The 25,551-nt window shown below is 38.8% G+C and carries 24 protein-coding genes and 1 other RNA gene; 10 read left to right on the forward strand and 15 right to left on the reverse strand.

Annotated features, from left to right (window positions below; genetic code table 11):
• Positions 1 to 132: 132 nt before the first annotated feature.
• A complete protein-coding gene (gene dnaG, locus F3G69_RS06610; RefSeq protein WP_149714763.1) occupies positions 133 to 1,812 on the reverse strand; it encodes a DNA primase in 1,680 nt (559 codons plus the stop codon).
• Positions 1,813 to 1,867: 55 nt separating this feature from the next.
• Here dnaG and F3G69_RS06615 point away from each other — a divergent pair, with 55 nt between their 5' ends.
• Genes F3G69_RS06615 through aroC form a run of 4 tightly spaced genes read left to right on the forward strand, consistent with a single transcriptional unit; the run spans position 1,868 to position 5,055 of the window.
• On the forward strand, positions 1,868 to 2,899 hold the full coding sequence (locus tag F3G69_RS06615; protein WP_223155511.1) for a tetratricopeptide repeat protein: 1,032 nt from the start codon (positions 1,868 to 1,870) through the stop codon (positions 2,897 to 2,899).
• The gene (rnhA, locus tag F3G69_RS06620) at positions 2,877 to 3,311 is read left to right on the forward strand and encodes a ribonuclease HI (protein ID WP_021090299.1); all 435 of its coding nucleotides are present in this window, start codon (positions 2,877 to 2,879) and stop codon (positions 3,309 to 3,311) included. Before F3G69_RS06615 ends, rnhA begins: the two co-directional genes overlap by 23 nt.
• Positions 3,308 to 3,979 carry a ribonuclease III gene (rnc, locus tag F3G69_RS06625; RefSeq protein ID WP_149714764.1) on the forward strand — a complete coding sequence of 224 codons (672 nt, stop codon included), beginning with the start codon at positions 3,308 to 3,310 and terminating at the stop codon, positions 3,977 to 3,979. Before rnhA ends, rnc begins: the two co-directional genes overlap by 4 nt.
• A gap of 8 nt (positions 3,980 to 3,987) precedes the next feature.
• Positions 3,988 to 5,055 carry a chorismate synthase gene (gene aroC, locus F3G69_RS06630; protein WP_149714765.1) on the forward strand — a complete coding sequence of 356 codons (1,068 nt, stop codon included), beginning with the start codon at positions 3,988 to 3,990 and terminating at the stop codon, positions 5,053 to 5,055.
• A 165-nt stretch (positions 5,056 to 5,220) separates the two neighbouring features.
• Here the strand turns inward: aroC and F3G69_RS06635 are convergent, their stop codons facing one another.
• Both F3G69_RS06635 and F3G69_RS09305 read right to left on the reverse strand, forming a co-directional pair.
• On the reverse strand, positions 5,221 to 5,859 hold the full coding sequence (locus F3G69_RS06635) for an autotransporter domain-containing protein (RefSeq protein WP_188115342.1): 639 nt from the start codon (positions 5,857 to 5,859) through the stop codon (positions 5,221 to 5,223).
• Complete coding sequence (locus tag F3G69_RS09305; protein WP_188115343.1) at positions 5,816 to 6,058, reverse strand: hypothetical protein; 243 nt, start codon at positions 6,056 to 6,058, stop codon at positions 5,816 to 5,818. Before F3G69_RS09305 ends, F3G69_RS06635 begins: the two co-directional genes overlap by 44 nt.
• 263 nt (positions 6,059 to 6,321) lie before the next feature.
• On the opposite strand from F3G69_RS09305, the gene F3G69_RS06640 reads away from it, so the two are divergent.
• Both F3G69_RS06640 and F3G69_RS06645 read left to right on the forward strand, forming a co-directional pair.
• Complete coding sequence (locus F3G69_RS06640) at positions 6,322 to 7,584, forward strand: Y-family DNA polymerase (protein WP_149714767.1); 1,263 nt, start codon at positions 6,322 to 6,324, stop codon at positions 7,582 to 7,584.
• A complete protein-coding gene (locus F3G69_RS06645) occupies positions 7,574 to 7,882 on the forward strand; it encodes a YolD-like family protein (RefSeq protein WP_149714768.1) in 309 nt (102 codons plus the stop codon). Before F3G69_RS06640 ends, F3G69_RS06645 begins: the two co-directional genes overlap by 11 nt.
• A gap of 31 nt (positions 7,883 to 7,913) precedes the next feature.
• Here the strand turns inward: F3G69_RS06645 and F3G69_RS06650 are convergent, their stop codons facing one another.
• From F3G69_RS06650 to typA, 7 genes are all read right to left on the reverse strand, one after another.
• Positions 7,914 to 10,355: a molybdopterin-dependent oxidoreductase gene (locus tag F3G69_RS06650; protein WP_149714769.1), complete on the reverse strand. Its 2,442-nt coding sequence runs from the start codon at positions 10,353 to 10,355 to the stop codon at positions 7,914 to 7,916.
• A gap of 21 nt (positions 10,356 to 10,376) precedes the next feature.
• A complete protein-coding gene (locus F3G69_RS06655) occupies positions 10,377 to 10,946 on the reverse strand; it encodes a hypothetical protein (protein ID WP_107788732.1) in 570 nt (189 codons plus the stop codon).
• Between the two features lie 414 nt (positions 10,947 to 11,360).
• Entirely contained in the window at positions 11,361 to 11,645 is a 285-nt protein-coding gene (locus tag F3G69_RS06660) for an SEL1-like repeat protein (protein WP_188115344.1), read from the reverse strand.
• A complete protein-coding gene (locus F3G69_RS06665; RefSeq protein ID WP_149714771.1) occupies positions 11,627 to 12,049 on the reverse strand; it encodes a hypothetical protein in 423 nt (140 codons plus the stop codon). The genes F3G69_RS06660 and F3G69_RS06665 overlap by 19 nt, the downstream gene beginning before the upstream one ends.
• A gap of 19 nt (positions 12,050 to 12,068) precedes the next feature.
• Complete coding sequence (gene proC, locus F3G69_RS06670) at positions 12,069 to 12,983, reverse strand: pyrroline-5-carboxylate reductase (RefSeq protein WP_149714772.1); 915 nt, start codon at positions 12,981 to 12,983, stop codon at positions 12,069 to 12,071.
• Positions 12,980 to 13,420: a ubiquitin family protein gene (locus F3G69_RS06675; protein WP_223155886.1), complete on the reverse strand. Its 441-nt coding sequence runs from the start codon at positions 13,418 to 13,420 to the stop codon at positions 12,980 to 12,982. Before F3G69_RS06675 ends, proC begins: the two co-directional genes overlap by 4 nt.
• Before the next feature lie 448 nt (positions 13,421 to 13,868).
• Positions 13,869 to 15,671 carry a translational GTPase TypA gene (typA, locus tag F3G69_RS06680; RefSeq protein ID WP_149714774.1) on the reverse strand — a complete coding sequence of 601 codons (1,803 nt, stop codon included), beginning with the start codon at positions 15,669 to 15,671 and terminating at the stop codon, positions 13,869 to 13,871.
• A gap of 161 nt (positions 15,672 to 15,832) precedes the next feature.
• Between typA and F3G69_RS06685 the strand changes: the two genes are divergently transcribed.
• Genes F3G69_RS06685 through F3G69_RS06695 form a run of 3 tightly spaced genes read left to right on the forward strand, consistent with a single transcriptional unit; the run spans position 15,833 to position 19,553 of the window.
• Positions 15,833 to 17,230 carry a flagellar hook-length control protein FliK gene (locus F3G69_RS06685; RefSeq protein WP_149714775.1) on the forward strand — a complete coding sequence of 466 codons (1,398 nt, stop codon included), beginning with the start codon at positions 15,833 to 15,835 and terminating at the stop codon, positions 17,228 to 17,230.
• Between the two features lie 8 nt (positions 17,231 to 17,238).
• Positions 17,239 to 17,946 carry a flagellar basal body rod modification protein gene (locus tag F3G69_RS06690; RefSeq protein WP_021090228.1) on the forward strand — a complete coding sequence of 236 codons (708 nt, stop codon included), beginning with the start codon at positions 17,239 to 17,241 and terminating at the stop codon, positions 17,944 to 17,946.
• Between the two features lie 5 nt (positions 17,947 to 17,951).
• Positions 17,952 to 19,553 (forward strand): flagellar hook protein FlgE, encoded by a 1,602-nt coding sequence (locus F3G69_RS06695; RefSeq protein ID WP_223155887.1) that lies wholly within the window; start codon positions 17,952 to 17,954, stop codon positions 19,551 to 19,553.
• Between the two features lie 44 nt (positions 19,554 to 19,597).
• On the opposite strand, the gene F3G69_RS06700 is transcribed toward F3G69_RS06695, so the two are convergent.
• Complete coding sequence (locus F3G69_RS06700) at positions 19,598 to 20,023, reverse strand: hypothetical protein (protein ID WP_072595304.1); 426 nt, start codon at positions 20,021 to 20,023, stop codon at positions 19,598 to 19,600.
• Positions 20,024 to 20,135: 112 nt separating this feature from the next.
• Here F3G69_RS06700 and ffs point away from each other — a divergent pair.
• Positions 20,136 to 20,233: signal recognition particle sRNA small type (ffs, locus tag F3G69_RS06705), an RNA gene on the forward strand.
• On the opposite strand, the gene F3G69_RS06710 is transcribed toward ffs, so the two are convergent.
• From F3G69_RS06710 to dnaN, 4 genes are read right to left on the reverse strand one after another with little or no spacing between them, the layout of a single operon-like run.
• Positions 20,220 to 21,455 carry an HD domain-containing protein gene (locus F3G69_RS06710; RefSeq protein ID WP_107793677.1) on the reverse strand — a complete coding sequence of 412 codons (1,236 nt, stop codon included), beginning with the start codon at positions 21,453 to 21,455 and terminating at the stop codon, positions 20,220 to 20,222. The genes ffs and F3G69_RS06710 overlap by 14 nt on opposite strands.
• Positions 21,455 to 22,069 carry a preQ(1) synthase gene (gene queF, locus F3G69_RS06715; protein ID WP_223155888.1) on the reverse strand — a complete coding sequence of 205 codons (615 nt, stop codon included), beginning with the start codon at positions 22,067 to 22,069 and terminating at the stop codon, positions 21,455 to 21,457. Before queF ends, F3G69_RS06710 begins: the two co-directional genes overlap by 1 nt.
• Before the next feature lie 17 nt (positions 22,070 to 22,086).
• On the reverse strand, positions 22,087 to 24,396 hold the full coding sequence (gyrB, locus tag F3G69_RS06720; protein ID WP_149714776.1) for a DNA topoisomerase (ATP-hydrolyzing) subunit B: 2,310 nt from the start codon (positions 24,394 to 24,396) through the stop codon (positions 22,087 to 22,089).
• A 14-nt stretch (positions 24,397 to 24,410) separates the two neighbouring features.
• On the reverse strand, positions 24,411 to 25,484 hold the full coding sequence (gene dnaN, locus F3G69_RS06725) for a DNA polymerase III subunit beta (RefSeq protein WP_149714777.1): 1,074 nt from the start codon (positions 25,482 to 25,484) through the stop codon (positions 24,411 to 24,413).
• Between the last annotated feature and the right edge of the window lie 67 nt (positions 25,485 to 25,551).

Here is a 25,551-nt window from a genome sequence, read left to right on the forward strand (position 1 = left end):
TCGCCTCAAATCTTTTAAAATTTATCATAATAAATCCTTAAAAATAAAACTAATCTTAAAAACATTTATTACTTTGAACATTTTACATTTAGTTTTATGATTTAAAGCTGAATAAGTGTTAAATTTTTAAATCTAATTTTTTTGTAGTTTGTTGTGTAAGCCTTTAATAATCTCTGAAATTTTTTGCATTATTTCGATTTTATTTGGTTTTTGTGATTTTCTAGTATCTTCGCGAAACTTCTCATAGTATTTTAGCTTTAGCTTTAAAATGGCCTCTTTAAGGCTATCTTCACTAGAAGCTACGTTTGAGCTTTCATCAACATAAATTTCTCTAACAAGCACCGCATTATCTTCAATATTTGGCAATAAAACAGCTTGAAAATAATCTTTATGGTGCAAGAAGAATTTCTCCTCAAGCTCGTTTAAAACGATAGCTTCGTAATTTTTATTTGCTAGCATACTCTTTAAAACACTAAATTCCAAAATATCAGTTTTATCTTTTTTTTGAGCCGTTTGCTTATTTGTTGTTGTAGCATTTGTAAAATTTTGATCTTGTCTATTTATATATCTTTGTCCATGAAGGCTAAAAGTATTTAGCTCTATTTTGAGTAAATTTGAGACCAGTAATTCGTAGCTTTTTGCGATTATTGGCTTTAGAGAATTCGTAAATTCCACTATCTCTTCTAAACATTTTTGCTTTTGTACTGGGCGTGTAATATCATATTTTTTTACAATTTGCTCAATGTAAAACTCGCCAAGCTCAGTCCCAGAACCAAACATCTCTTTTAGCTCGTCGCTTCTACCTGCAAATACCATATCCGCAGGGTCTGCACCATCTTTTATAATAACAACGCTTCCATCTATTTCGTTTTGCACTAAAAGACGAGATGATTTTATGGCGGCATTTATACCAGCCGAGTCACCATCAAAACAAAGCACTACGCTTATCTCGCCTCTTTTTAAAAGCGGTAAGTGATTAGTCGTAAGTGCAGTCCCAAGCACGGCAACAGCGTTTGTAAAGCCTGCAAAGTGCAGCATGATAACATCTAAATATCCCTCTGTGATGATAATCTGCTTTTTTTCAAAAATGCTTTGTCTAGCTAAATGATAGCCGTAAAGTAGCTTTGACTTGTCAAAAACCATGCTTTGTGGAGAATTTACATATTTTGCAGGATGATCTGAGATCGTTCTACCGCCAAAGCCAACTAGTTTTGCCGTGTGCGCATATATTGGAAATGTGATACGCTCGATAAAACTAGCATAAATTCCCTTCTCGTTTTGCTTTACTATGCCAACTTCAAGCGCCTCTTTTGGCTCGATATTTTCATTTTGTAAAAGCCTAATGGTACTAGCGCTCTCCCCTGCCCAGCCAAGCTCAAATTTCTCGATCATTGCATCATTTATGCCACGAGAATAGATATATCTCACAGCGGATTCATGCTTGAAAAATTCGCTCCTATAAAAGGCATTTGCCTTTTCTAAAATATGCTTATTTTCTTTTTGTGTTGGGGCTTTGTCGCTTGTGTATTCAAGGCTAAAATTTACAAGGCTAGCTATTCTTTCGATAGCTTCTGGATAGGTTAATTTCTCATAATCCATTACAAATTTGATCGCATCTCCACCAGCCTTGCAAGCAAAACAGTGAAAAATTTGCCTACTTTGACTTATGCTCATGCTAGGATTTCTATCATCGTGAAATGGGCAGACGCATTTGTAGTTTGCACCCATTTTTTTAACTGGCAAATAGTGCTCTATAATGTCAACGATATCGATTTGATTTTTGAGCTTTTCTATGGATTTTGGATCTATCATAAGCAAAATTATACAACCGCTTTGTTATAATTAAAGTAAAATTTTATTACAAAGTATGAGCGTGGATATTTTTTTTATTGGGCATAGAGATCCGATATTTAGCCTTATTATTTTATTTAGCATTATTTTGATGATAGCCGCATTAAGCTATGCTTGGGGTATCTTTTCGAGCAAAGATGAGAAAAAACGCATTGAAAAATTTATAAGAAAATTTGATAGCAAAGATGGCATAAGTAGCGAGCATAAACAGATGCTACAAAGCCCAGAGATAGACGCCCAAAGCCTTTGCATGCTAGGGCAAACTTTTGCTAAAAATGGTGATTTTGAAAAATCAATTAGTGTTTATCTCATAGCACTTGGCAAAGTTAGAGATAAAAATGAAAAAGAATTTATCCTAAACGAGCTTGGAGAGGTCTATTTTAAGGCTGGATTTTTAAAAAAAGCTAGCGAAGTCTTTGAAAAAGTGCTTGAACTAAGTCCAAGAAATGTGCTTGCACTTCGCTTTTTAACGATGATAGATGAAAAACTTAAAAACTACAAAGAAGCCCTTTATGCGCTAAATTCTCTTGAAGAACTTGGTGTAAATGTAAAAGATCAAAAGGCCTATATAAAGGCGATCAGCACGCTTGATGATAGAAATTTAAGTTTTAATGAAAAGGTAGAAATTCTCTCGCACCTTAGCCAAAATTTTGAGCTTTTAAAACGTATGATCTTAGCCCTTTTCATAAGACACAATGAAAATTTAGAAAATTTAAAAGATTTTGCTCGTTTTGAAGATGTGATCGATCTGCTTTATAATCTAAAAACGCCTATAAATTTAAGCGATCCAAAATATAAATCACTCTTTTACGCAAAGGGCGATATAGATGAGCCTTGCGAAATTTATGGTTTTGAGCTAAACGTCATCAAAAAACTAAAAGACGCTAAATTTGATGCAGCAGGATTAAGCTTTAACTACGTTTGCAAAAGCTGCAAAAACTCATTTCCTATGCACTTTTACCGCTGTCCGGTCTGTCACGAGCTAGGAAGTGTCAAAATTTTATCCCACATCACAGAAAAACCAAGTGAAGATAGTAACACTTTTTAGCGATGGCTCGTGCCTTGGAAACCCTGGAGCTGGTGGCTGGGCATATATATTGAGATTTAACGAAGCGCAGAAAAAAGCAAGCGGCGGAGAAGCATACACGACAAATAACCAAATGGAGCTAAAAGCTGCGATAATGGGGCTAAAAGCGCTAAAAGAGCCTTGTGAAGTGAGACTATTTACCGATAGCTCATACGTGGTAAATAGTATAAATGAGTGGCTTTCTAACTGGCAAAAGAGAAATTTTAAAAATGTAAAAAATGTAGAGCTTTGGCAAGAGTATTTAGAGATTTCAAAGCCTCACAAAGTCGTGGCAAGCTGGGTTAAGGGGCACGCTGGACACCCTGAAAACGAGGAATGCGACCAGATGGCAAGAGATGAGGCATTAAAAATAAAAGATGAGAATGAAAGATGAAAATTTTAGAAGAATTTGAGAAGAATCTTGGATATAAATTTAAAAAAACTGAACTTTTAGAAGAGGCGATAACGCACAAGAGCACCAAACAGGCGTTAAATAACGAAAGGCTCGAGTTTTTGGGCGATGCGGTGATGGATCTACTCGTGGCTGAATATCTTTTTAAAAAATTTAGCAAGATTGCAGAGGGCGACATGAGTAAGCTAAGAGCCGCACTTGTAAATGAAAAAAGCTTTGCAAATATGGCAAGGCATCTAAAAATGGGTAAATTTTTAAGGCTAAGTACGGCTGAAGAAAACAATGGCGGACGCGAGAAAGATAGCATTTTAAGCGATGCATTTGAGGCAGTGATGGGTGCTATCTACCTTGAAGCTGGACTTGATAAAGTGCGAGAAATTTCGATCGCTTTGCTTGAACTTTGCTATCCACAGATCGACTTTGCACACCTCGAAAAGGACTACAAAACCGCTCTTCAAGAGGTCACTCAGGCCAGTCTTGGTGTCATCCCGACATACGAACTCATCGGCACGTCAGGTCCTGATCACAAGAAAGAATTTGAGATAGCCTTGCTACTAAATGGCAAAGAAATTTCACGTGCCGTTGGCAGCTCCAAAAAGCAAGCCCAACAGCTAGCTGCAAAAATCGCACTAGAAAAAATCAAAAAATAGGAAAAATTTTGAATACATTTGGCAAAAAACTAACCTTAACAACCTTTGGCGAGAGCCACGGGGTGGCGATCGGTGGCGTAATAGACGGACTTCCAGCTGGGCTAAAGATCGATACAGATTTCATCCAAAGTGAGCTTGACAAGCGTCGACCTGGACAAAGCAATTTTACAACCGCAAGAGATGAAGCCGATAAGATAGAAATTTTTAGCGGCGTCTTTGATGGCATGAGTACTGGAGCGCCGATAGGTTTTGCCATTTTTAACAACAATCAAAAGTCAAACGACTATGAAAATTTACGTGAAATTTTCCGTCCTGGTCATGCTGATTTTACATATTTCAAAAAATATGGTTTTAGAGATCACAGAGGCGGCGGACGCTCAAGTGCAAGAGAAACGGCTGTTAGAGTAGCAGGTGGGGCTTTTGCGCAGCTGCTTTTAAATGAGTTTAATATAGAAATTTTAAGTGGAGTACTTGGTATAGGCAAAACTTTTAGCGACAAAATAGACTTTAATTTTGCTAAAAATTCTCAAATTTACGCTCTTGGCAACGAGGAAGCGATGAAAGAAGTTGTAAATAAAGCTAGAAGCGAGCACGATAGCGTAGGAGCTGTGGTTTTAAGTATGGCTATAGGAGTGCCAGCTAGTCTTGGCGAGCCACTTTATGATAAGCTAGATAGCGCTTTAGCAGCGGCTTTGATGGGCATAAATGGTGTAAAGGCCGTTGAGATAGGTGCTGGCGTGAATGTAAGCTCTATGCTTGGCTCAGCGAACAACGACGAGATGGACGAACTTGGCTTTTTGAGCAATAACGCTGGTGGCATACTTGGCGGTATAAGTAGCGGCGCTGAGATCGTGTTAAAGAGCCATTTTAAGCCTACGCCTTCGATATTTAAAGAGCAAAAGACGCTAAATTTAGCTGGCGAAGTGGTAGACTTTGAGCTAAGGGGTAGACATGATCCTTGTATAGGCATACGAGGAAGCGTCGTTACAACCGCGATGATAAGGCTAGTTATCGCCGATATGTTACTACTAAATGCTAGCACAAAGCTTGAAAATTTAAAGAAAATTTACGGATAAATCTATAAAAATAAGTAAATTTAGTGGCCAAAAAGCCACTAAATTTTAGAATCTATAAGCAAACTGAAGTTTTACGCTGCTTTGATCTTTTTTACCAAAAGATTGTGCTATGCCAAAATTTATGAGTGTTGCATAAGTTGGCATATATCTTAGACCAACCTCAACCTATGAGCTTGTGCCTTTTTGGGTTAGGCTGATCTCCTCGTCTTCTTGGATCACTGCTATTTTTGATTTTGTATTAAATTTATACTCGGCACTAATTTTTCCATAAGGATTAAATTTACCAGCATCATAGGCTATTTTTGAGTAAATTTTAGCTCTACTTGATGTAACGCTGCTAAATTTTAATGTGCTTTGTCCGATATCTGCCTCATCGCTACCGACATAAGAGAGTGCGTAGTTTAGCCCACTATCAAATATAAAACTATCAAATTTTATCTTTTTGCCGACGCCAAAGCTGGCATTATAATATGGCATTGAGATTTTATAATCTACATCTTTTGCATCAACCTTAGTTTGGCTCCTACCAGCTTTTGCCATGAGATCGATATAAAAATCACGTGGTAAATTTAGCCTTGAAAAAATACCAAATCCATAATTTCTAACTCTACCATCTATTTTGGCATCTTCATCGCTGTTATCAAATTTAGCGTATGAGTTCTCAATAAAAGCTCCATAAATGTTCTCTTTTGCACTAAATGCTACACCAGCTGATAAGCCAACACCTTTTAGATCAATGCCGCTCTCATCATAGTCTGCTTTAAATCCATTTACATTTGCAAAACTGATCACGTTTTTTTTCATCGCTTTCGTATGCTGGCTGATATACGTCGCTTTTATAACCAAAGTCATCAGCAAATGCATATTTAGCAAGATGAGATGTGCCAAACAAATTTGCAACTTCTAGTGCATTTAGATCAAGCTCAATAGCCCCCATTGAGTCGCTCATAAAGTCATTCATTTTAAAAGTCACATCTATTGGTATAGCAAAAGCCCCAAGCATAGACTTGCCATTTTTATTTTTACTTTGATAGAATTTACATCACCTCTATCTGTTAAACCACCATAAACACCTGATTGTCCGCTTTTTTCAATAGTAGAGCCAATTATATTAACTTCGTTGTGCGTTGCATTTGCTCTGGCTCCACTAGTAAAATTTATCCATTTTACTTATTTTGTTTCTAAAAAATTTTTTATTAGAAATTTTAGCTTTAAGATCAATTTTTCAAAAACGAACTTTTACTAATTTTCATCTATAATCACGCCATGAAAAACGAAGCACAAAAATTTTATGCCGTCATTGATCTAAAGTCATTTTACGCCTCAGTTGAGTGCGTGGAGCGAGGTCTTGATCCGTTTAAAGCCGATCTAGTCGTGGCTGACGATAGTCGCGGCAACGGAAGTGTTTGCCTAGCCGTTAGCCCAGCTCTTAGAGCCAAAGGTGTGAAAAATAGATGCAGGCTTTTTGAAATACCAAAGGCTATAAAATTTATCATCGCACCACCTAGAATGCAGTTTTACATCGACTATGCGGCTAAAATTTATGAGATATACCTAAAGTATGTCTCAAAAGATGATATCTATGTCTATTCTATCGATGAGGCCTTTATCGATCTTACTTCTTATGTTAAATTTTATAATACCGATGCAAAATTCATAGCCAAAAAGATAATGGATGAAATTTTAAAAACTACTGGCGTGACGGCCACCTGTGGCATGGGTACAAATTTATACCTCGCAAAAATCGCCCTTGATATCTTGGCTAAGCACAGTGATGATGGGATTGCATTTTTAGACGAGCAGCTTTATAAAGAACGTCTTTGGACGCATAAACCACTAGATGACTTTTGGCGTATCGGTAAGCAAACTAGGCTAAAGCTGGAAAAACATGGGATTTTTTGTATGAAAGATATAGCAAATGCTCCGCGAAGCTTGCTTGAGAAATTTTTTGGAGTTGATGCCTATATAACGATAGATCACGCAAATGGCATAGAGCCAACGACAATAGCTGATATAAAAGCATATAAACCAAGTACAAAATCCTACTTTAGCTCTGAAATTTTACCAAGAGACTACGAGCGTTGTGAGGCGGTAGTCGTACTAAAAGAGATGGCTGATAGGCTAGCGCTTAGGATGATCAACAAAGAAGTAATGGCAAGTGGAATAACGATAAATATAAAATTTGCCGACAAGCTTGAGCCACTACAGCGTGCAAGCGTTAGGTTTAAGACACCAACAAATGTCTCAAGCGTGCTGATGAGTTTGGCCGAAGAGCTACTTTTAAACAAGATAAAAAATGTTGGGCTGATTAGGCAAATTAGCATCAGTGCAAACGACGTAGTAAAAGAGAGCCTCGCTCACTCTAGTCTTTTTGAGGATGATACTAAAGAAAAGGCTGTTTTAAAATCTCTAAATCTCATAAAAGAAAAATTTGGTAAAAACTCGGTTTTAAGAGCGATCGATCTACTACCAGAAGCCACTGGGCAAGATCGAAATAAAAAGATCGGAGGGCACAAAAGTGGCGAGTAAAGATAGAGCGAAAATTTTTAGCTCGTTTAATCCTCTCTCAACCTTAGAGCGAGCCTTACGACAAAAAGAGCGAGAAAAATGCGAAAAACTAGAGCTTGATGAGAGCAAAGTCGATGAAATTTTAAAAAAGATAAGCGAGCTAAGACCAGCTGATGAAGTATATGTGAGCTATCATGACGGCTACACTTATACAAGTGCTAGCGGACTAATCTCTGACGTAAATTTCAAAAATAAAACTCTTATGGTTGTAAAAACTAGGATCAAATTTGAAGATATAAATGACCTAAAAATAATTTAGCCCCCAAACGAGGGCTAAATTTATATAAATTCTACAAAGATTGTAAAATTTTTGGTTTAGAAAAGGCAGTTATTGGTTTGATCTCGCCTTTATATTTTTCAAGATCAGCTAGTATCGTATGCCCGCAGTTGCTTTGAGCGATACTAGATGTGCCTTTGTCGCGTGTTAGGACATTGATGCAACCGTGCTTGCAAAGGCTCTTTTCGCCAAGCACTTCAGGATCGTACCATGCACCTTCGCAAATAGCGATGACACGCTCTGGGATGATGTCAGTGACAAGCGCTCCTACTAAAATTTCGCCCCTGTCGTTGAAAACTCTCACCACATCACCAGTTGCGATGCCTTTTTTCTTAGCGTCATTTATGTTTATTAGCATCGGCTCTCTTGCGCTCACTTCAGCGTAGTTTCTGATTATTGAATTATTTAGCTGAGAGTGCAAGCGGTATCTTGAGTGAGGGGTTGTGATGCTAAATGGATATTTCTTAGCTTTTTCACTACCAAGCCACTCAAACGGCTCGATCCAAGCAAAGTGTGGGGCAAAGTCTTTGTAGCCAAATTTAGCAATAGTTGGAGAGTAGATCTCTATCTTGCCTGATGGCGTGCCAAGGCGATTTTTGTGTGGGTTTTCTCTAAATGCACTAAGTCTTGTGTAGTATTTTGTCTCTTCATTGTCTTTGTCAAATTTAACATAGCCCTCTTTCCAAAACTCATCAAAGCTTGGCATTTTAAGATCTAGTGCCTTGGCTTGTTCCACCGCATCTGCGTAAAATTCTTTTGCCCAGCCAAGCTCATCTTTGCCCTCTGTAAAGACCTCTTCTCTACCCCAGCGTTTGCAAATTTGTGAGCATATCCAGTAGTCGCTTCTGCTTTCTCCCATTGGCTCAACTACTGGTTTGTATGCCACGATGTATTCGCTTGATGGGACACTTTGGTTGATGTCATTTCTCTCGACTTCAAGTGCCACTGGTAAGACGATATCGCTTAATTTAGCTGTGCTTGTCCAAAACGGCTCAGCTGTGATAACAGTATCAAATTTACGCCATGCTTTTACGGCATTATTTACGTCCTGATGCCTTGTAAACATCGATCCAGACGCCATGTAAGCCACTCTCATGTGTGGAAGTTTGATCTTAGAGCCATCATAGTCTATCTCTTTGCCAGGATTTTGCAAAGCTTCGATTGATCTTGAAGATGGGATGGTTACGTTTTTAAATTTCTTCCATGGAGCACCATCTACGTTTTCATATTTCTCGCTTATCCTAGTGCTGATACCTTTTAGAGCAGGTGCTATCTTATCAGTGCTACCGTTTCCGTAGTAGAGGTTAAACTCAAATCCAAGACCCTCTTTACCGATGTGGCCAAGCATCGCACTAAGTGTTACGATACCCCAAAAGCCCATCTCGCCGTGATCTTGTCTTTGAAGAGATCTGCCAGCAATGATAGTGCTTGGCTCTTTCGCGAGTACGGTAGCAAATTTAGCGATATCTTCAGCTTTTACACCGCAAATCTTGCTAGCCCAGTTTATATCTTTTACCACTTTGTCATTCGTACCAAGCAAATAATCTTTAAATTTATTAAAACCAACTGTGTATTTTTTTATAAATTCCTCATCATAAAGCTTGTTTTCATATAGATAGTGGCACATGCCAAGCATCATTGCTACGTCGGTGTTTGGACGAACGATGATAGTTTCAGAGTCAAGATATCTTGTGGTGTCGTTTTTAAAGACGCAAACACTATAAGTTTTAATGCCAGCATCTTTTATCTTTTTTATGCCAAGATAACCATCGTGTGTTGGTGGCTGCCATGAAATTTGACCAGTTACAAGCGGGTCAGTACCCCAAAATACGATGTTCTTAGCATTTTTAACCATAGCTTCCCATTTTGTAGGAGCGTCATAAACCGCACTATTTCCAAGGACGTGAGGCATGATGACAAGACCAGCGCCTGTTGAGTAGTCGCCGCTCTCTTCAACGTATCCACCAAGCACTTTTAGCATCCTGTGGCCAACAGTCCTACCCCAGCTGATCTTACCGCTACCGCCCCACCAATAGCATTCGCCGTAGATGCTCTCAGGGCCATATTTGTCAAAATTTTCTTTTAAGGCTTTTGCAGCTAAATCAAGTGCCGTATCCCAGCTAACACGCACAAATTCTTCCTTGCCACGAAGCTCACTTTTTGCCGCGCCTTTTGCCTTTAAGTAGCTTTTTCTTACGTACGGATAGAGTACGCGACTTTCATTTTGGATGAGATCTGGCAAGCTATTATTCATTGTATTTGGGAATTTATCACCATCAAATGGATCAACAGAGACGATTTGATTTGAGTTGGTATTTGCCCAAAATAGACCAAATCTATTTGCTCCAAAAGTTTTCTTTTGGTCAAAAATGGTTTTTGTCACACCTTCAATCCTGTTCGCTTGTGCCGCAGTGGCTGCAAGCGCAGAAAATTTTATGAAATCTCGTCTTTTCATATTTTCTCCCTTATGAAAAATTTATTTTACTTTTTTGGCATTGTGTTGTAAGTATTTGAGCACTAAATTTAGGTCAGTTTCGTCTAGTGCTACAAATTTTGCATCGACCATTCCAGCTAAATTTGCTGGCCACTGAGCCGCTGTAAAGCTATTTGGCTCATGAAGCCTATGACATGCGGAACAAGTCTCTTCGTAAATTTGTTGTGCTTTTACGTAAAGCTTTTTTGTATCGCCACCAAGTGCGTCATTTGGCACTTCGTAAACGCCCTCTGCTTGGTACCATACTTCGCCATACTCATCTTCAATATCTTTTACTTTTTTAAAATTTGTCCCACTTTCATCATTAAAAGCAATAAAAACTTCCGGATCTTCTATGCTTCTTTGAAGCTGGGCTAAATAGTTCGTTGAAACTACACCATTAACCTTTATCTTGCTCGTCTTTTCACCTTTTTCTATAACCTCAACTGGCGTTAAAACCTCGATCTTTCCGATCATCTTGCCATCTAGCGTTATATTGGCATCTTTTGCGATGACATCGGCACTAAAAGCAAGACTACATGCTAAGGCAGGGGCTAAAAATAGCATTTTCATGTTGCAATCCTTAAAAATAAAATTTAAAAAAATCTTATAACCTAATGGCTTAAAACTACATTATTATATTTAGCTTTATTTAAGAAAATTAATATTTGCTTTTGTTAAAAATAAGATTTAGAAGAAAATTTATCAATGAGTTTTATTGATTGTCTTAATGATTAAAAGTATAAGCAAACACAAGCTCTGTAAAAATTTTACTTTTGAGTCTAGTGAAGTAAAAATTTAACTTTACTTCACTAACTACTATAAAAAAGTATGGCAAAGTTTTTATAAACTTAAAAATATAAATTAGTAAACTTCTTACAGAATTTAAAAATATGCTAAAAACTACTACTCTACATTGCTGGCTATGCTAAGACTTTCTAGCATTTTATCGTTTTAAAATTTTTATCAAAATGCCTTACTATCAATCTAGCAGCTTTGCTTATCGCCTAGCTCGCACGCCTTTTTTCGCATTTGCTTTGCCTTTTTCGCGTCTTTTTTTACTTGCTCGTATCTGTTTTCGTTGAAATTTCCCTCATACAGCCACGCCGCTCTCGCGCAGCCGCCTACGTAGCCTAGCTTACACGAGCGCTCGTAATACTCCATCATCTCGCCTATATCGCCTCCCGTTCGCTCTATCATCCAGCCCACGTTGTAGCATCCGGGAGCGTATTTTTTGTTGCATAGGGTATTGTTTATCGCAAACGACTGCACCTCGTCGCCCAGCTCTTCTTGGATAAAATTACTAGCGCCAAGCAACCGGGCAAATACTCGTAAAGGACGCAGCTAGCCTTGTAATACGCGCTAATCTTAGTCTCGCGCTCGCTCTTATCCGCGGCTTTTACTAGATTATTTTTATAAAGTTCGCCCAGATAAAAGCAGCCCTCGCCGTCTCCTTTGGCGCAGGCTAGACTAAATAGCCCCTCCGCCGCGCCGTAGTCTTGCTTTAAGTTAGCGGCCACCATGCCCGCTTGCACGCACTCTTTGGTAGCGTTTAGGTCGGGATTTTTGCATTTTTTGAGCTTTTCTAGCGTATCTGCGGCCAGCAATGGCGAAAGGACAGACTCGCTAGCGAATAAATTTATCGCCGCAAGTAGCGCAAATAATAAGACTTTCATTTTTATCCTTTAAATTTACCTAACCCCTCGCTTTGGCGATGCAAGCGGCGACGGCCTGCATCAAAGCTCCGCGAAATCCGCCGTTTTCAAGCGCGGCAAGTCCCTCGATCGTGGTTCCCGCCGGCGAGCAGACCTCGTCTTTTAGCGCGGCCGGGTGCTTGCCGCTTTGGATCAGACGCGCCGTCCCCTCTATCGCCGCACAGACGGCGTCGTAGCAAAGCCGCCTAGGTAGTCCACCCCGCACGCCCGCATCGGCCGCAGCCTCGATAAAGGCGCACGCATACGCCGGCAAGCTTCCCGCGATGCCCGTAAATGCGGCAAACCAGGCCTCGTCTATCTCGTAAATTTTACCGATTTTAGCGATTATCTCGCGTACGCTCTCTTTCTTAGCCTCGCTAAATCCAGCGTCAAAGCAAAGAGCCGTAGCAGACGCGCCGATGCTGGCTGCGACGTTTGGCATCGCGCGAGCGATATAAACGCCCTCGCCTACGATTTGCCTAGCGCGCTTTATGTCAAAACCCGGCGCCAAAAGAAGCAAAATTTTGCCCGCAAGCTCGGGCGCGATCAGGCGCAAGATAGCCTCGTAGCTAGCGGGCTTAGTAGCCAGCACGACCGCGTCCGCTTCGCGTGCTAGATCCGCTTCGCTCGCGGCTATTTTTATGCCGAATCTCTGCCGCAAGGCTTCGTTTTTGCTTCTGGCGCAGGCTAGGATTTCAAATTTTGCCTCTTTTTCGCATTCGCGCTGACTCGCGTTTTTAACCGTTTGCGCTAAATTTTCCGCCCTTTGCGCCTCGCTGCCGCCGTCAAATTTTCGCTCCTCCTCAGCCGAGCTTCGTCCCGAGTTAGCCTCACCGCACTGAGTGCGCCAAAGCGCCTCTATCATCGCACCACCCATATTTCCGCCGCCGATGAAGCCGATTTTTACGCTTTTCATTTCGCCGCTTTTTTTAGAGTGCCGATTTTGACCGCTTTGCCCGCGATCGCCGCATTTATCGCCATGCTATCCGCCCAGATAGCCCCCGTAACCTGCCCAGGCGCCAAGGTATAAACGCCGCCCGTCTGCGCCTCGTCGCTAGCCTTAAATTCGTTGCCCACGACCAGCTCATAAAAGCCGTTCGTATCGTTTTCAAATTTGATCGCCGCTTTTAGCGTCGGCTCCATTTTCTGCTTCGCCGCGCCCGCGTACTGCTCGAGCATGTTTTTACTAAGCTTGCCGTAGACGTCGCCGTCTTGGCTTAGATATATCCGCACGGCGCGCTTATCCGAGTTTTTGCCGCCCTTTTCACCCTTGCCGGCGCTAACACTCATCTCATAGGCGGTTTCTCCAGTCGGAAAATCCTTAAATTTAGCGTCCGGGACAAAAACCCGCACGTTGTCCGTTACCGTTTTCGTAACGTGCGTCTGCGGCGTTATATCCGTTAGCACGATCGTGGATTTCACGTCCGAGCCTTTGTCCGAAACAAGCGCGGAAATCGGTACGCGCGTAAGCAGCGTCGTCTCGTAGCAGCCGCTAAAAATAAACGCCGCGGCGAGAGCAAAGATAAATTTTAGTTTTTTCATCGGTTCCCTTTAAATTTTCGCCGATTTTAGCATAAACTAGGCATTTTCATATTGATTATATTAAAAGTAAAAATAGAAAAGTAAGTATGGTATTTTAAAGTATAAATAGTTTTAAGATTGATAAATTTTAATCGTCTTAAGCAAAGCCAACTTAAATAAATAATGCAAAAAAGATATGAGAAATTTATATAAATTTATTTGCTGTTTTTAGAGTTTAATTATTAGCCCCTTTGTAAAGGGGCTAGATGACAAATTTTGATTAGAGTTTTGCTTTTCTTTTGCGCTCTGTTGGGTCTAAATAGCGCTTGCGAACGCGAATATTTATAGGCGTAACCTCGACTAGCTCGTCATCTTCTATCCACTCTAGCGCGCGCTCAAGGCTTAGCTTTCTAGGTGGGACAAGCTTGATCGCATCGTCGCTACCGCTTGCACGCACGTTTGTTAGGTTTTTACCCTTGATAGGATTTACGTCAAGGTCGTTTGGACGGCTGTGCTCACCGATGATCATACCCACATAAACTTTTGCTTGCGGATCAAGGAAAAGCACGCCACGATCTTGTAAGTTAAATAGCGAATAGGCAAGCGTTACGCCGTTTTCCATCGAAACTAGAGCACCATTTGTTCTATGCTCGACGGTACCGCTAAGTGGTCTAAACTCCAAAAAGCTGTGGTTCATAACGCCCTCGCCTTTTGTATCAGTCAAAAATTGGCTTCTAAAGCCGATAAGCCCGCGCGCTGGTATCTCAAACTCGATCCTTGTTTGGCCATCCCCTGTTGGGTTCATAGAGACCATTTCAGCTTTTCTTTTGCCTAGTTTTTCTATGACTGTGCCTGTCGTATCATCAGGCGCGTCGATAACTAAAAGCTCGTATGGTTCGCATTTTACACCGTTTATCTCTTTTACGATGACCTCAGGTCTGCCAAGTAAAAACTCATACCCCTCGCGGCGCATATTTTCAGCCAAGATAGTGATCTGAAGCTCGCCACGGCCACTTACTTTAAATTTGCCCTCACCGATGTTTTCGTATTTCATGGCAATATTTGTCTTCATCTCATTTGCAAGGCGTTCATCGATCTTATTTGATGTGACGTGTTTGCCCTCAGTACCTGCTAATGGGCCATCATTTACAGAAAATACAACGCTAAGTGTTGGCTCTTCGATATGGAGAGGATCGAGCGGATGAGGATTATTTGGATCAACGACGCTATCGCCAACGTCAAGTGCGTCAAAGCCAGCGATCGCTACGATATCGCCAGTGCCAGCCTCGTTAATATCGGTTCTTTCAAGACCCATAAAGCCAATTAACTTTGAAATTCTACCAGTTGTCTTTGTACCATCAGCTTTGGCAAGCATAACATTTTGGTTTTTAGCGATCTTACCGTTAAAAATTCTTGCAATACCAATCTTGCCGACATAGTTGTCATAATCAAGAGTAAAAACTTGAAGCTGAAGTGGGTTTTCGTCGCTACCACTTGGAGCTGGTACGTGAGATAAGATAGTCTCAAAAAGTGGTTGCATATCTTTGTTCTCATCACTTAGTTTTAACTTAGCATAGCCATTTTTCGCAGCTGCATACACAACTGGAAATTCTAGTTGCTCATCATTTGCATCAAGTGCTACAAAAAGGTCAAAAATTTCATTTATAACGCGGTCTGGATCACCTGCTGGCTTATCGATCTTATTTACGACAACGATTGGACGAAGCCCCAAAGAGAGCGCCTTTTTAACGACAAATTTAGTCTGTGGCATAACGCCTTCTTGTGCATCGACAAGTAACAAAACGCCATCAACCATCTTAAGAACGCGCTCAACCTCACCACCAAAGTCAGCGTGGCCCGGAGTATCGATGATGTTGATCTTTGTATCTTTGTAACGAATAGCAGTATTTTTAGAAAGGATCGTGATGCCACGTTCTCTTTCGATGTCGTTGCTATCCATAACACGTTCGCCAACGCTTTGATGTTCGTTAAATGTTCCTGACTGCTTCAAAAGCTCATCAACCATTGTTGTTTTACCGTGGTCGACGTGTGCGATGACGGCTATATTTCGTATCTTTTCCAAAGTTTTCTCCGTTTATTAGTTTGCTATTTTCGCTTCATTAGTTTTAAAATAGGGGCAGATTATAGCCAAATTTTTATAAATTTTAAGCTGATATCAAGAAATTAATTTTTGGAATAGATTTTGCATGCTTGGCATTAAGTTTAAAAATTTGAAAGGTTTAAATGCAAGCTTATACAGCGAAAAACAACGTAGATTTGCTAGCTCCTGCCGGAGGTAAAAAGCCATCTGTTTCTAAGAAATCTCAAAACAATGGCAAATTTTTGTCGATGGTTTTAGATGCAGCTGCGAGTAAGGCAAATAGCGGCCAAAAAATCACTGAAAAAGATGTCAAAGAGATAGTAAAAACGGTTACTACTCAAAAAGAGACACTGCAAAAATCTCAAAGCGAAAGCGCGGCAAAAATTTCAACTGCACTTGAAGAAAATTTAGACGAAAATACAAAAAATGAGCTTTATGAAAATGCAAATTTCATGCAGCTTTTGCAAGTTTTAGAAATTCTAAACGGCAATGAAAAAGTAAGTAAATTTCCAAATTTCAGCGACAAAATAGCAAATTTCTTAAGTGTGCCTGAAAACGTCGAAGAGCTTAGCAATGTTAAAAGCGTTAGCGATCTTATCGACCTTGCTAAGAAATTTGATCTTGGCCTTGAAAATATAGAAATTTCAAACGAAGATGTGCCAAAACTAAATGAGATGTTTAAAAATTTAGGCAAGAAAGAATTTTTCACACCGATAAAGACCGAAGAGAAGCCTTTTTACCTAAAAGAGCTAAAAAATGAAGTCGAGCAAACTATCATCAAAAATGAACCAAAAGAGGTCGTAAAGCTTGATACTTTGTTAAAAGAGGTAGTGGCAAATCCAACTAATGAAACTAAAAATTTAGTCAAAGAAGAGTCTAAAAAGCTAGATAGTGAAGTAAAGCTTGATGATGAGATAGTGGATGTTGAGCCAGAGGAGCAGCTAAAAGAGCCTAAAGTAAAGGTAAATTTACACGAGCAAAAGGCACAAAAAGCCCCAACTCTCGAGTCGCTACTCTTCCCAGAAAGAGAGCAGATGAGCGAGCCTGAGCCAAGCGAGGAGACATTTAACAGCGATAATAAATCAGAACTAAATCAAATGGTAAAAGATATCGCTAGTAGCGCCAAACACCAGCTTCAAACAAAGGCTGATATAAAAGAGACGCTTAGTAACTTCTCTTCTACACTAAAAGAGCAGGTGCAAAATTACAAAGCTCCGATCACTCGTTTTAACATAACGCTTAATCCACTAAATTTAGGCGAGGTCGAGATCACAATGGTAAATCGCGGCAACAACTTACATGTAAATTTTAACTCAACCACGGCTACAATGAATCTCTTTTTGCAAAATCAAGCCGAGTTTAAAAATAGTCTTGTGAATATGGGATTTACCGAGCTTGAGATGAATTTCTCAGATCAAAATCAAAGACAAGATAAAAAAGAACAAGCAAAGAATAAATATAGCTCAAATCAAAGCGATGAGAGCGAAAACACTCAAGCGGAACAAAGCTTGCTTGAGCTAGTAATACCAAGATATATTTAGGAGAGATCATGGCTTCAGTTTCAGATATAACTACACAAACAACACAACAAAAAAACGCCGAGAAAAAGGCAAAAGCAAAGCAAGATGCGGCAGCTGGTACAGGAACTAACCCAAATGCGCAGCTAGATAAAGATGCATTTATGAAGCTACTTTTAACAGAGCTTCAGTATCAAGACCCAACAAGCCCTATGGATACTGAAAAGATGCTCACACAAACTAGCCAACTAGCATCACTAGAGATGCAACAAAATACAAACTCAGCTATGAAAGAGCTTGTAAATCAATTAAAATCAAATGCAAATGCCTACGCTATATCAGCTCTTGGCAAAATGGTCTCAACTGGTTCAAACTCAGTTTTACTAACAGATGAGCAAAAAACTGTAAATTTTGCACTTTATTTTAAATCAGATCTTGCAAATGGCAAGCTTGAAATTAAAAATGCAAATGGAGAGGTCGTTCGTTCAATCGATATAAAAGATCTAAAATCAGGAGTTCGCAGAATATCTTGGGATGGCAAAGATGATTCTGGAAAACAATTACCAAACGGCGCATATACAGTATCTGTTAATTACACTGGAAAAGATGGTAATTCATACAAGACTCAAGTAGGTAGCTATCCGGTTGAGGCAGTAAAATTTGTAGACGGCAAAGCCATGATAAAAATCGCAGGCGAATATGTCCCAATGGATAAAATATCTGAATTTTACGAAGGATAAAAGCCATGATGAGAGGTTTTTACAACGGAATTAGTGGCATCAAAACACAAAGCTTTGGCATGGATGTTTGGGCAAATAATATCTCAAATATCAACAACGTAGGTTTTAAAGCTTCAATCCCTGAGTTTAAAAATTTAATCAATCAACATATGGCTTCCGCTGGAAGTGGTCCAACTAACAATCAAGTAGGTCTTGGAGCTACGAAACAAACGACAGCTTTAAAGATGACAAATGGTAGTTTTCAAAATACTGATAATAACTTCGACCTAGCCATAGGTGGTAAAGGCTTTTTTGGTGTCGTTGATAAAAATGGCAAAAACTACTATACAAGAACAGGTAGCTTTGATATAGATGGGGCTGGAAATTTAGTAGATAATAAAGGCAACTTGCTTCTTGGTACATTAACAAGTTTTACTCCAGTTACTCCAAGTGCAAATGCTCTTAGAAAATATGGTCAAACAAAAGGTACCACGCAGGCATTTACTACAAAAGAAGAGGATCTAAAACTAGGCGATACTGGCTCACAAAAAGGCATAAATTTACCTCGTTTTTTATATATGCCAGCCAAGCAAACAAAAAATATAAATTTAAAAGGTAACCTAGACTCAAGCCTTATAACAGATAAACGAACGACAGCCATTGATGCGGCAAATTTTAATTATACACTCGATAATACAAACAAAACTATCTCACTAAATGGGCAAATCCCGCTAAGTCAGACAAGATTTGGTGCAAAAGCAGGTGATAGCGTAGTGGTAAAAGTAAAAGACGGTGATGGTAAAATTAGTGAGTTTTCAACCACACTAGAGAGCGATGGCAGCTGGCATATAAACAATAAAAGCCTAAAATTTATGAATTTTGCTAGCTTAGATGTAAAAGCTGAAGTTACATCACTAGTTGAAGTAGCTAATAAAGAAAAACTAAGCTCAGAGATATATAACAGTGATGGTACAAAGAGCTTAGTAACTATAAATTTTACAAAGCAAATCCCTCAAGGTGGCAATCAAACTATCTGGAATGCCACAGCTACGATAACTGATGCTAATGGTGTTGTACAAAATACAGCTATGGGAACACTTACTTTTGATGGTAGCGGCAGACTTGTTACAAATACATTAACAAGCGTTGGAAACGTAGCTTTAAATTTTCTTGGCGATGGAGATGCAAATGTTTATAATGGCATAACAAGCTCGGCTAATTCAAAAAAAGACTTTGTCATAAAAGCAGATGGCTACGCTGAAGGAAATCTCACAAAATATAGCGTCGATGATCGTGGAAATATCATGGCAAATTTTGACAATTCTCGCTCATTTATAGTTGCAAAAATAGCTCTATTTCACTTCCAAAATGAGCAAGGTGTGGCAAAAGTGGGTGATAATCTCTATGAAGCAACTCCAAATTCAGGTGAAGCATTTTTTTATAAAAATAAAGCTGGTGAGACCATTTATGGCTCACAAATTCTTGCAAATAAACTTGAAATGAGTAATGTCGATCTTGGTCAAGCGCTAAGTGAGGTTATAGTCACACAAAAGGCTTATGAGGCTAGTGCAAAAAGTATCACAACAAGTGATGAGATGATTCAGACTGCTATTCAGATGAAGAAATAATTTTATGCTAGTTGATGATTAAAAATTTAAAATGAATGATAATCTTAAGAATAGAGTTTGACTTCATTTATTAAAAACTCATAAACTCTTTGCTGAACTAAAATTTCTTCCTCACAGCCACTCATCAAGCGACGAAGGTGAGAAAAATCTATCTTTTTGGCGTATCTTTTGTGATCTTTTAGGTCTTTATCAATGCTTAAAAGTAGTGCATCAAGTGTGATTCTATCGTTTCTTTTAACTCTTGCTACATACTCTTTAACAGTTTGGATCAAAAAGTCTTTTCTGGTTTGGTCATTTTCATAAATTTCATTTGTAATGTCATTTAAAACAAAAAAATCATCTTCGTCTGGGTCAAATTTAGCGGAGATCATAGCGGCAAAAATTTTGGCACGAAATTCTAAAGATTTGTGATGATAGATAAAAAAATCTCTAAAAGCTGATAAAAAACGAAGTTTAAACTTTCCAGACATTACTCTACTTTTTGTGAAATTTTGGCTGATTATATACTTTTAAAGCTAAATTTTTAAAAATGTAACTATAAAACAAAATTTAAGTATAGTTTCTGTATGATTGCGAAGCTCCTTCTTAGACCTGTGCAATGCTTTTTATGAGCACCGCTTCAGGGTGGGAACACAGCAGAGCACTTGTATTAAGTGTGTGCCGCAGTTATCTGAGAGGGGGTCTTTCTAAACCAAAATGCTCATTAAAATCATCACAAATTTCTAAAAAGTCCACTCCATCAATCTTAGGTTTTTCACTAAAAAATTTATACATATTATTAAAGCCATCAGTTAGCTCTTTTGACTTGACGCCATAGCTTATAGAAATTCCAGCTTCTATGTAAGCTGAGAGCTTGTCGCAGTATTTTAGCGCTTTGCCATCGATCGGATTAAATTTATCCTCATTTACGTTTTCCATCGTCCCTTCGTGGCAGATGATTTTGCGCTCATAAGTTCTATTTTCAAACTCATCTTTTATAAATTTCTCGCCATCTTTTCTGATGCCAAGGATGTAGCTAAACTCATCTTTGATCTTTTCAGGCACAAATGGCAAAATCCTCTCATCAATAAGCCTCATCTCATACTCGCTGATGATCTCATTTAGCCCCTTTACGCCGTACTTTACAGGGCTAATGATGTCGCGTGTGAGGCTCTCTGGTAGGTCGTGAAATAGTGCACAAAAGAAGTTATTTTCTAGGCGTTTTTTGCAAGCTTTTGCTTTGAGTGAATAAAAATAGCTAAGTATCGCAACTACTAGCATATGTCCTAAGACCGCAGTTTCAGGGATGCGAGGCGTTTGTGCCCAGCGCTTTTGAAACCTTAGCCTGCCACTTAGATCAACAAGGCGGGCTAATTTTTGATTCATAGCGATCTTTCTAACGCCAATTAACTCGTAATAATCCTCCATCTCCTCCTCAACCTTGGCTTTAAGCTCGTCGATATCGCTTAAAAATTGGCTCGTTTGATAGACGATAGAAAATTCCCACCTAGTGGCAAGATAGCTGGCTGCTTTTAGGATGAGGCGCTCTTTTTCATGCTTTTTATCATTTTTAAAGTGGTTTTTAAATCTCTCTAAAAATTTGCCATCTTCGATCTCTGAGATCAGCCCCTCTAGGTTGCTTAAGACCCAGCTATTTATCTGCTCTTTTTTTGTCTTTTGTATGTGATGAAAGACATCTGGTCGTATGTCTGTGACCACAACCCTACTTAAAAACTCAAAAATTCCAGCCTCAATGATATAGTTCATATCGGCGTCTTGCTCTTGTTTTGCTATGAAATAAGCGATGATAAATTTATGAGCTTGCTTATCAAGCTCGACTAAATTTGTCATCTTTGGATAGTCGTTCCAACGTGATATAGATGCTGCTTTAAAGATATGTTCTATAAGCTTAGCACTTATCATTATTTATCCTTTTTGACTACTTTTGGCTTCTTATCATCGGCATAGCTTATCTTTCTAAAGCCCTCTTTGTTTGAGCTTCTTCTTGGCTTGTTATCTTTTTTAAATTTATCATCTCTGCTGCCTCTATTACCACGATCACTTGTACTTCGTCTCTCACGTGGCTTATCGCTAAAGCTTCTCTCCCTACTTTTTGGAGCAAATTCTTTCTCTTCAACTGGCTTTTTTACAACTAGATCGGAGCTGATCTCAATAACCGTATGAACATTTCCACGTGGGTTAAAGTCGCCCACTATCTTCATAAATTTAGGCTCAAGTTTTTTTTCTAAAACTGAGTAAATTTCATTTATACTATCTTCGTGGCTGATGTTGCGGTTCATAAAGCTATTTATATAAAGCTTTATCGCTTTTAGCTCGACAACCAGCTTGTTTGGGATGTACTCAAGATATATCGTCGCAAAGTCAGGATAACCAGAGCGAGGGCAAAGGCAGCAAAACTCAGGCAGAGTGATCTTTATGACATAGTCCCTTGTTTGCTTATTTTCCCAGACCTCAAGGTCACTCTCTACGTCAAATTCTTTTAAAATTTTCTCGCCGTATTTCATCTCTTCGCTCATCTTTTATCCTTTTTCTTTTAAATATCCAAGTGTTTAACGTCTTTTGCGTGATCTTGGATGTAGTTTCTTCTTGGCTCGACCTCATCGCCCATGAAGAGATTAAACGTATCAGAAGCACTTATAGCGTCGTTTATATCGATCTTTAAAAGTCTTCTATTTTCAGGGTTCATCGTAGTCTCCCAAAGCTGCTCAGGGTTCATCTCACCAAGACCTTTATAACGCTGGATATATGCACCTTTTTTCGCATTTTTCTCTACTTCATCAAGCACGTCTATAACGTCACTATGCAAGTCTAGGCCGCGCTCTTTTATCTTTTGGCTGATGTAAAGTGCCTCTTCATAGAGTGGATTTGTAAATAAATTTTCATTTACCACAAGCTCTTCTAGACCACTTTCAGTTTGGACATAAATTCTAACCTCATCTTCGCTAACGTAGTGGTTTAGGATGTTGTGACCCTCAGCTTTTAAGAAGTCTCTTAAAATTTCAAAAATTTCATTGTAGCTTTTTGAGACGATGTCTGGATTTTCTATCATATAGCGGATCGCCGAAAGGACGTTAAAGCGTTTTTCAAGCTCTTTTAAGACGCTTCTATAAGCTGCAACGATCTTTAAGAAATCAATCAAATCCGCACTGCCAATGCCCTCTATATCAACGCTCTCGATGCCAGTTTCGATAAGAAATTCGTTTAATGCCTTTTCATCTTTTAGATAAATTTCTTTCTTACCTTTTTTATAGCGGTAAAGTGGCGGCTGAGCTAGGTAGATGTGGCCGTTTTCTACAACTTTATTTAAAAATCTAAAGAAGAATGTTAAAAGCAGTGTCTGGATGTGGCTACCATCGACGTCGGCGTCGGTCATGATGATAATCTTATGATATCTAAGCTTCTCAGCATCAAATTCATCTCCAATGCCGCAGCCTAGCGCTGTTATCATATTTTTTATCTCATCAGATTTTAAAATTTTATCTAGTCTTGCCTTTTCAACGTTTAGAATTTTACCCTTAAGTGGCAATATCGCTTGAAAAACTCTATCACGTCCTTGCTTTGCAGAACCGCCCGCAGAGTCGCCCTCCACTAAGTATAGCTCGCTAATGACTGGGTCTTTGCTCTGACAATCAGCTAGTTTACCAGGGAGTGTGCCTACGCTCATGCTCTCTTTTTTGCGAGTTAGATCCCTTGCTTTTTTAGCAGCCTCGCGACCACGTGCAGCCATTAGAGCTTTTTCCATTATCGCTCTTGCTTCGATAGGATTTTCTTCAAAATACTTTGTAAGTACGTCAAAAACCATCTTTTGAACGATCGGTTTTACGTAGCTTGAGCCTAGTTTGCCCTTTGTTTGTCCCTCAAACTGCGGCTCTGGCACCTTTACGCTCACAACTGCAATAAGTCCCTCGCGGATATCTTCGCCAGTTATTTTTGTATCTTTTTCACGTGCAGCAGCGTTTGCTGAAACGTAGTTTGTGATAACTCTTGTAAGGCCCGCTCTAAAGCCAGCCTCGTGTGTACCGCCATCTGGAGTTTTTATGTTATTTACAAAGCTTAGTAAATTTTCACTATAAGTGTCATTGTAAAGCAGTGCAAAATCAACCATAACATCATCTTCTCCGCCACTAAATGAGACTGCTTTGCTAACAGCGTTTGCCTTGTTCATATCAGTTACAAAGCTCTCAAGTCCGCCCTCAAAATGAAAGCTCTCACTTCTGCCGTTTCTTTGATCTTTAAAATTTATAGTTATCTTTGGGTTTAAATATGCTAGCTCGCGAAATCTTTTTACTAAAATTTCATCATCAAATTCAGTCACTTCAAATATGCTATCATCTGGCCAAAACTCGACTTGTGTGCCTGTACGGTTTGTAGTTTTTATAACTTCAAGATCGCTTTGCGGGATACCTTTTGCAAATTCTTGTCTATGAAGTTTACCATCACGTTTAATATTTACGACTAGTTTTTTAGAAAGGGCATTTACGACAGATACACCAACGCCGTGAAGACCGCCGGAGACCTTATAAGTATCCTTATCAAATTTACCACCAGCGTGAAGCACAGTTAGAACAACAGTCGCAGCTGAAATTTTCTCAGTTGGGTGCATATCTACTGGGATACCACGGCCATTATCGCTGATGATCGCTGAGCCCTCGCGTGTAAGCTCAACATCTATCGTATCACAGTATCCAGCCATAGCTTCGTCGATAGAGTTATCAACTACTTCGTAGATCATATGGTGAAGACCACTTATGTTAGTATCACCTATATACATGCCTGGGCGCTTCCTGACCGCCTCAAGCCCTTTTAGTACTTTAATATTTTCTGCGCCGTAATTATTTTCCATAATCTTGCCTTATCTTATAAATTTATCGGCATTATTACTGTTGTTAATTCTTTTGAATTAACAACAAATGCTAGTGAGCTTTCATTAAATCCAAGCTCAAAATTTTCATCCTCGATGCTACTTAAAAAGTCAAGTAAATATCTATTTTTTATACCTATGAAAAATTCATCTCCAAGCTCTAAACCAGTTTGATAATCTATCGTAGTTTTTGCTTCAGAGTTATCTTCTATAACACTTTCAAATGTTATATTGTCTTTTGCAAAAGATATTTTCATTGTATCACTTAGCATAGAGATAGTTTTTATGCCCTCTATCATCTTATCTCTACTTAGCTGAAGCCTTTTTCTTACCTCTTTTGGTATAACACGCTCATAGTCTGGGAATTTGCCATTTATAAGTTTTGTGAAAAATTCAAAATTTTGACTTTGAGCGATTAATATATTTTCATCATAGTAAATTTCTATCTTGTCAAAAAATAGTTTTTGTATTTCATTGATAGCTTTTTTAGGGATTATAAGTGAAAATTCTTTTTCAGTTGGTGTTTGAAATCTAAATACACTAAGTCTTCTTGTATCAGTACCAACGATATTTATAAAGTCTTTTTTAATATCAAGAAAAGCTCCGTTTAGTTCAAATTTTGGGTTATTGCTGTCAATACTTGGTAAAATTTTCTTTAAACTTCTTCCTAACATAACAGCGTCAACATCAAATTTTGATTTACCCTCAATCGTTGGAAATTCTGGAAAATCCTCAAATTTATACATTGGAAGTTTGTATTTTGAGTTCTTTTGTTTTATATAAAGAAAGTTATTTACAGTTTCTAACATCACTTCTTCATCTTTTAGACTTTTTATAATGTCAAGTAGTTTTTTTCCATTTGCAGTTGCGTAACCTTCATCAACTATTTTTACATTACTTAGCTTATATGCTAGACCTATTTCATGATCAGTTGCTTTTATATTTAAAACACCATCTTTTGCTGAGATATAAATATGAGAAGTTATAGCACTAAGATCTCTTTTTTCAAGATATGGATTTGTATTTGTTACTATGCTTTCAAGCATATTTTTGTTTATTAAAACTTTCATTAAAAACTTCCTTCTATTTTTAAATTTAATTTTTTTGTTTTAGTAGGTGATGTTAAAAAGTGAAAAG

Source organism: Campylobacter concisus (assembly GCF_902460625.1).
GTDB classification, from domain to species: Bacteria; Campylobacterota; Campylobacteria; order Campylobacterales; family Campylobacteraceae; genus Campylobacter_A; species Campylobacter_A concisus_AD.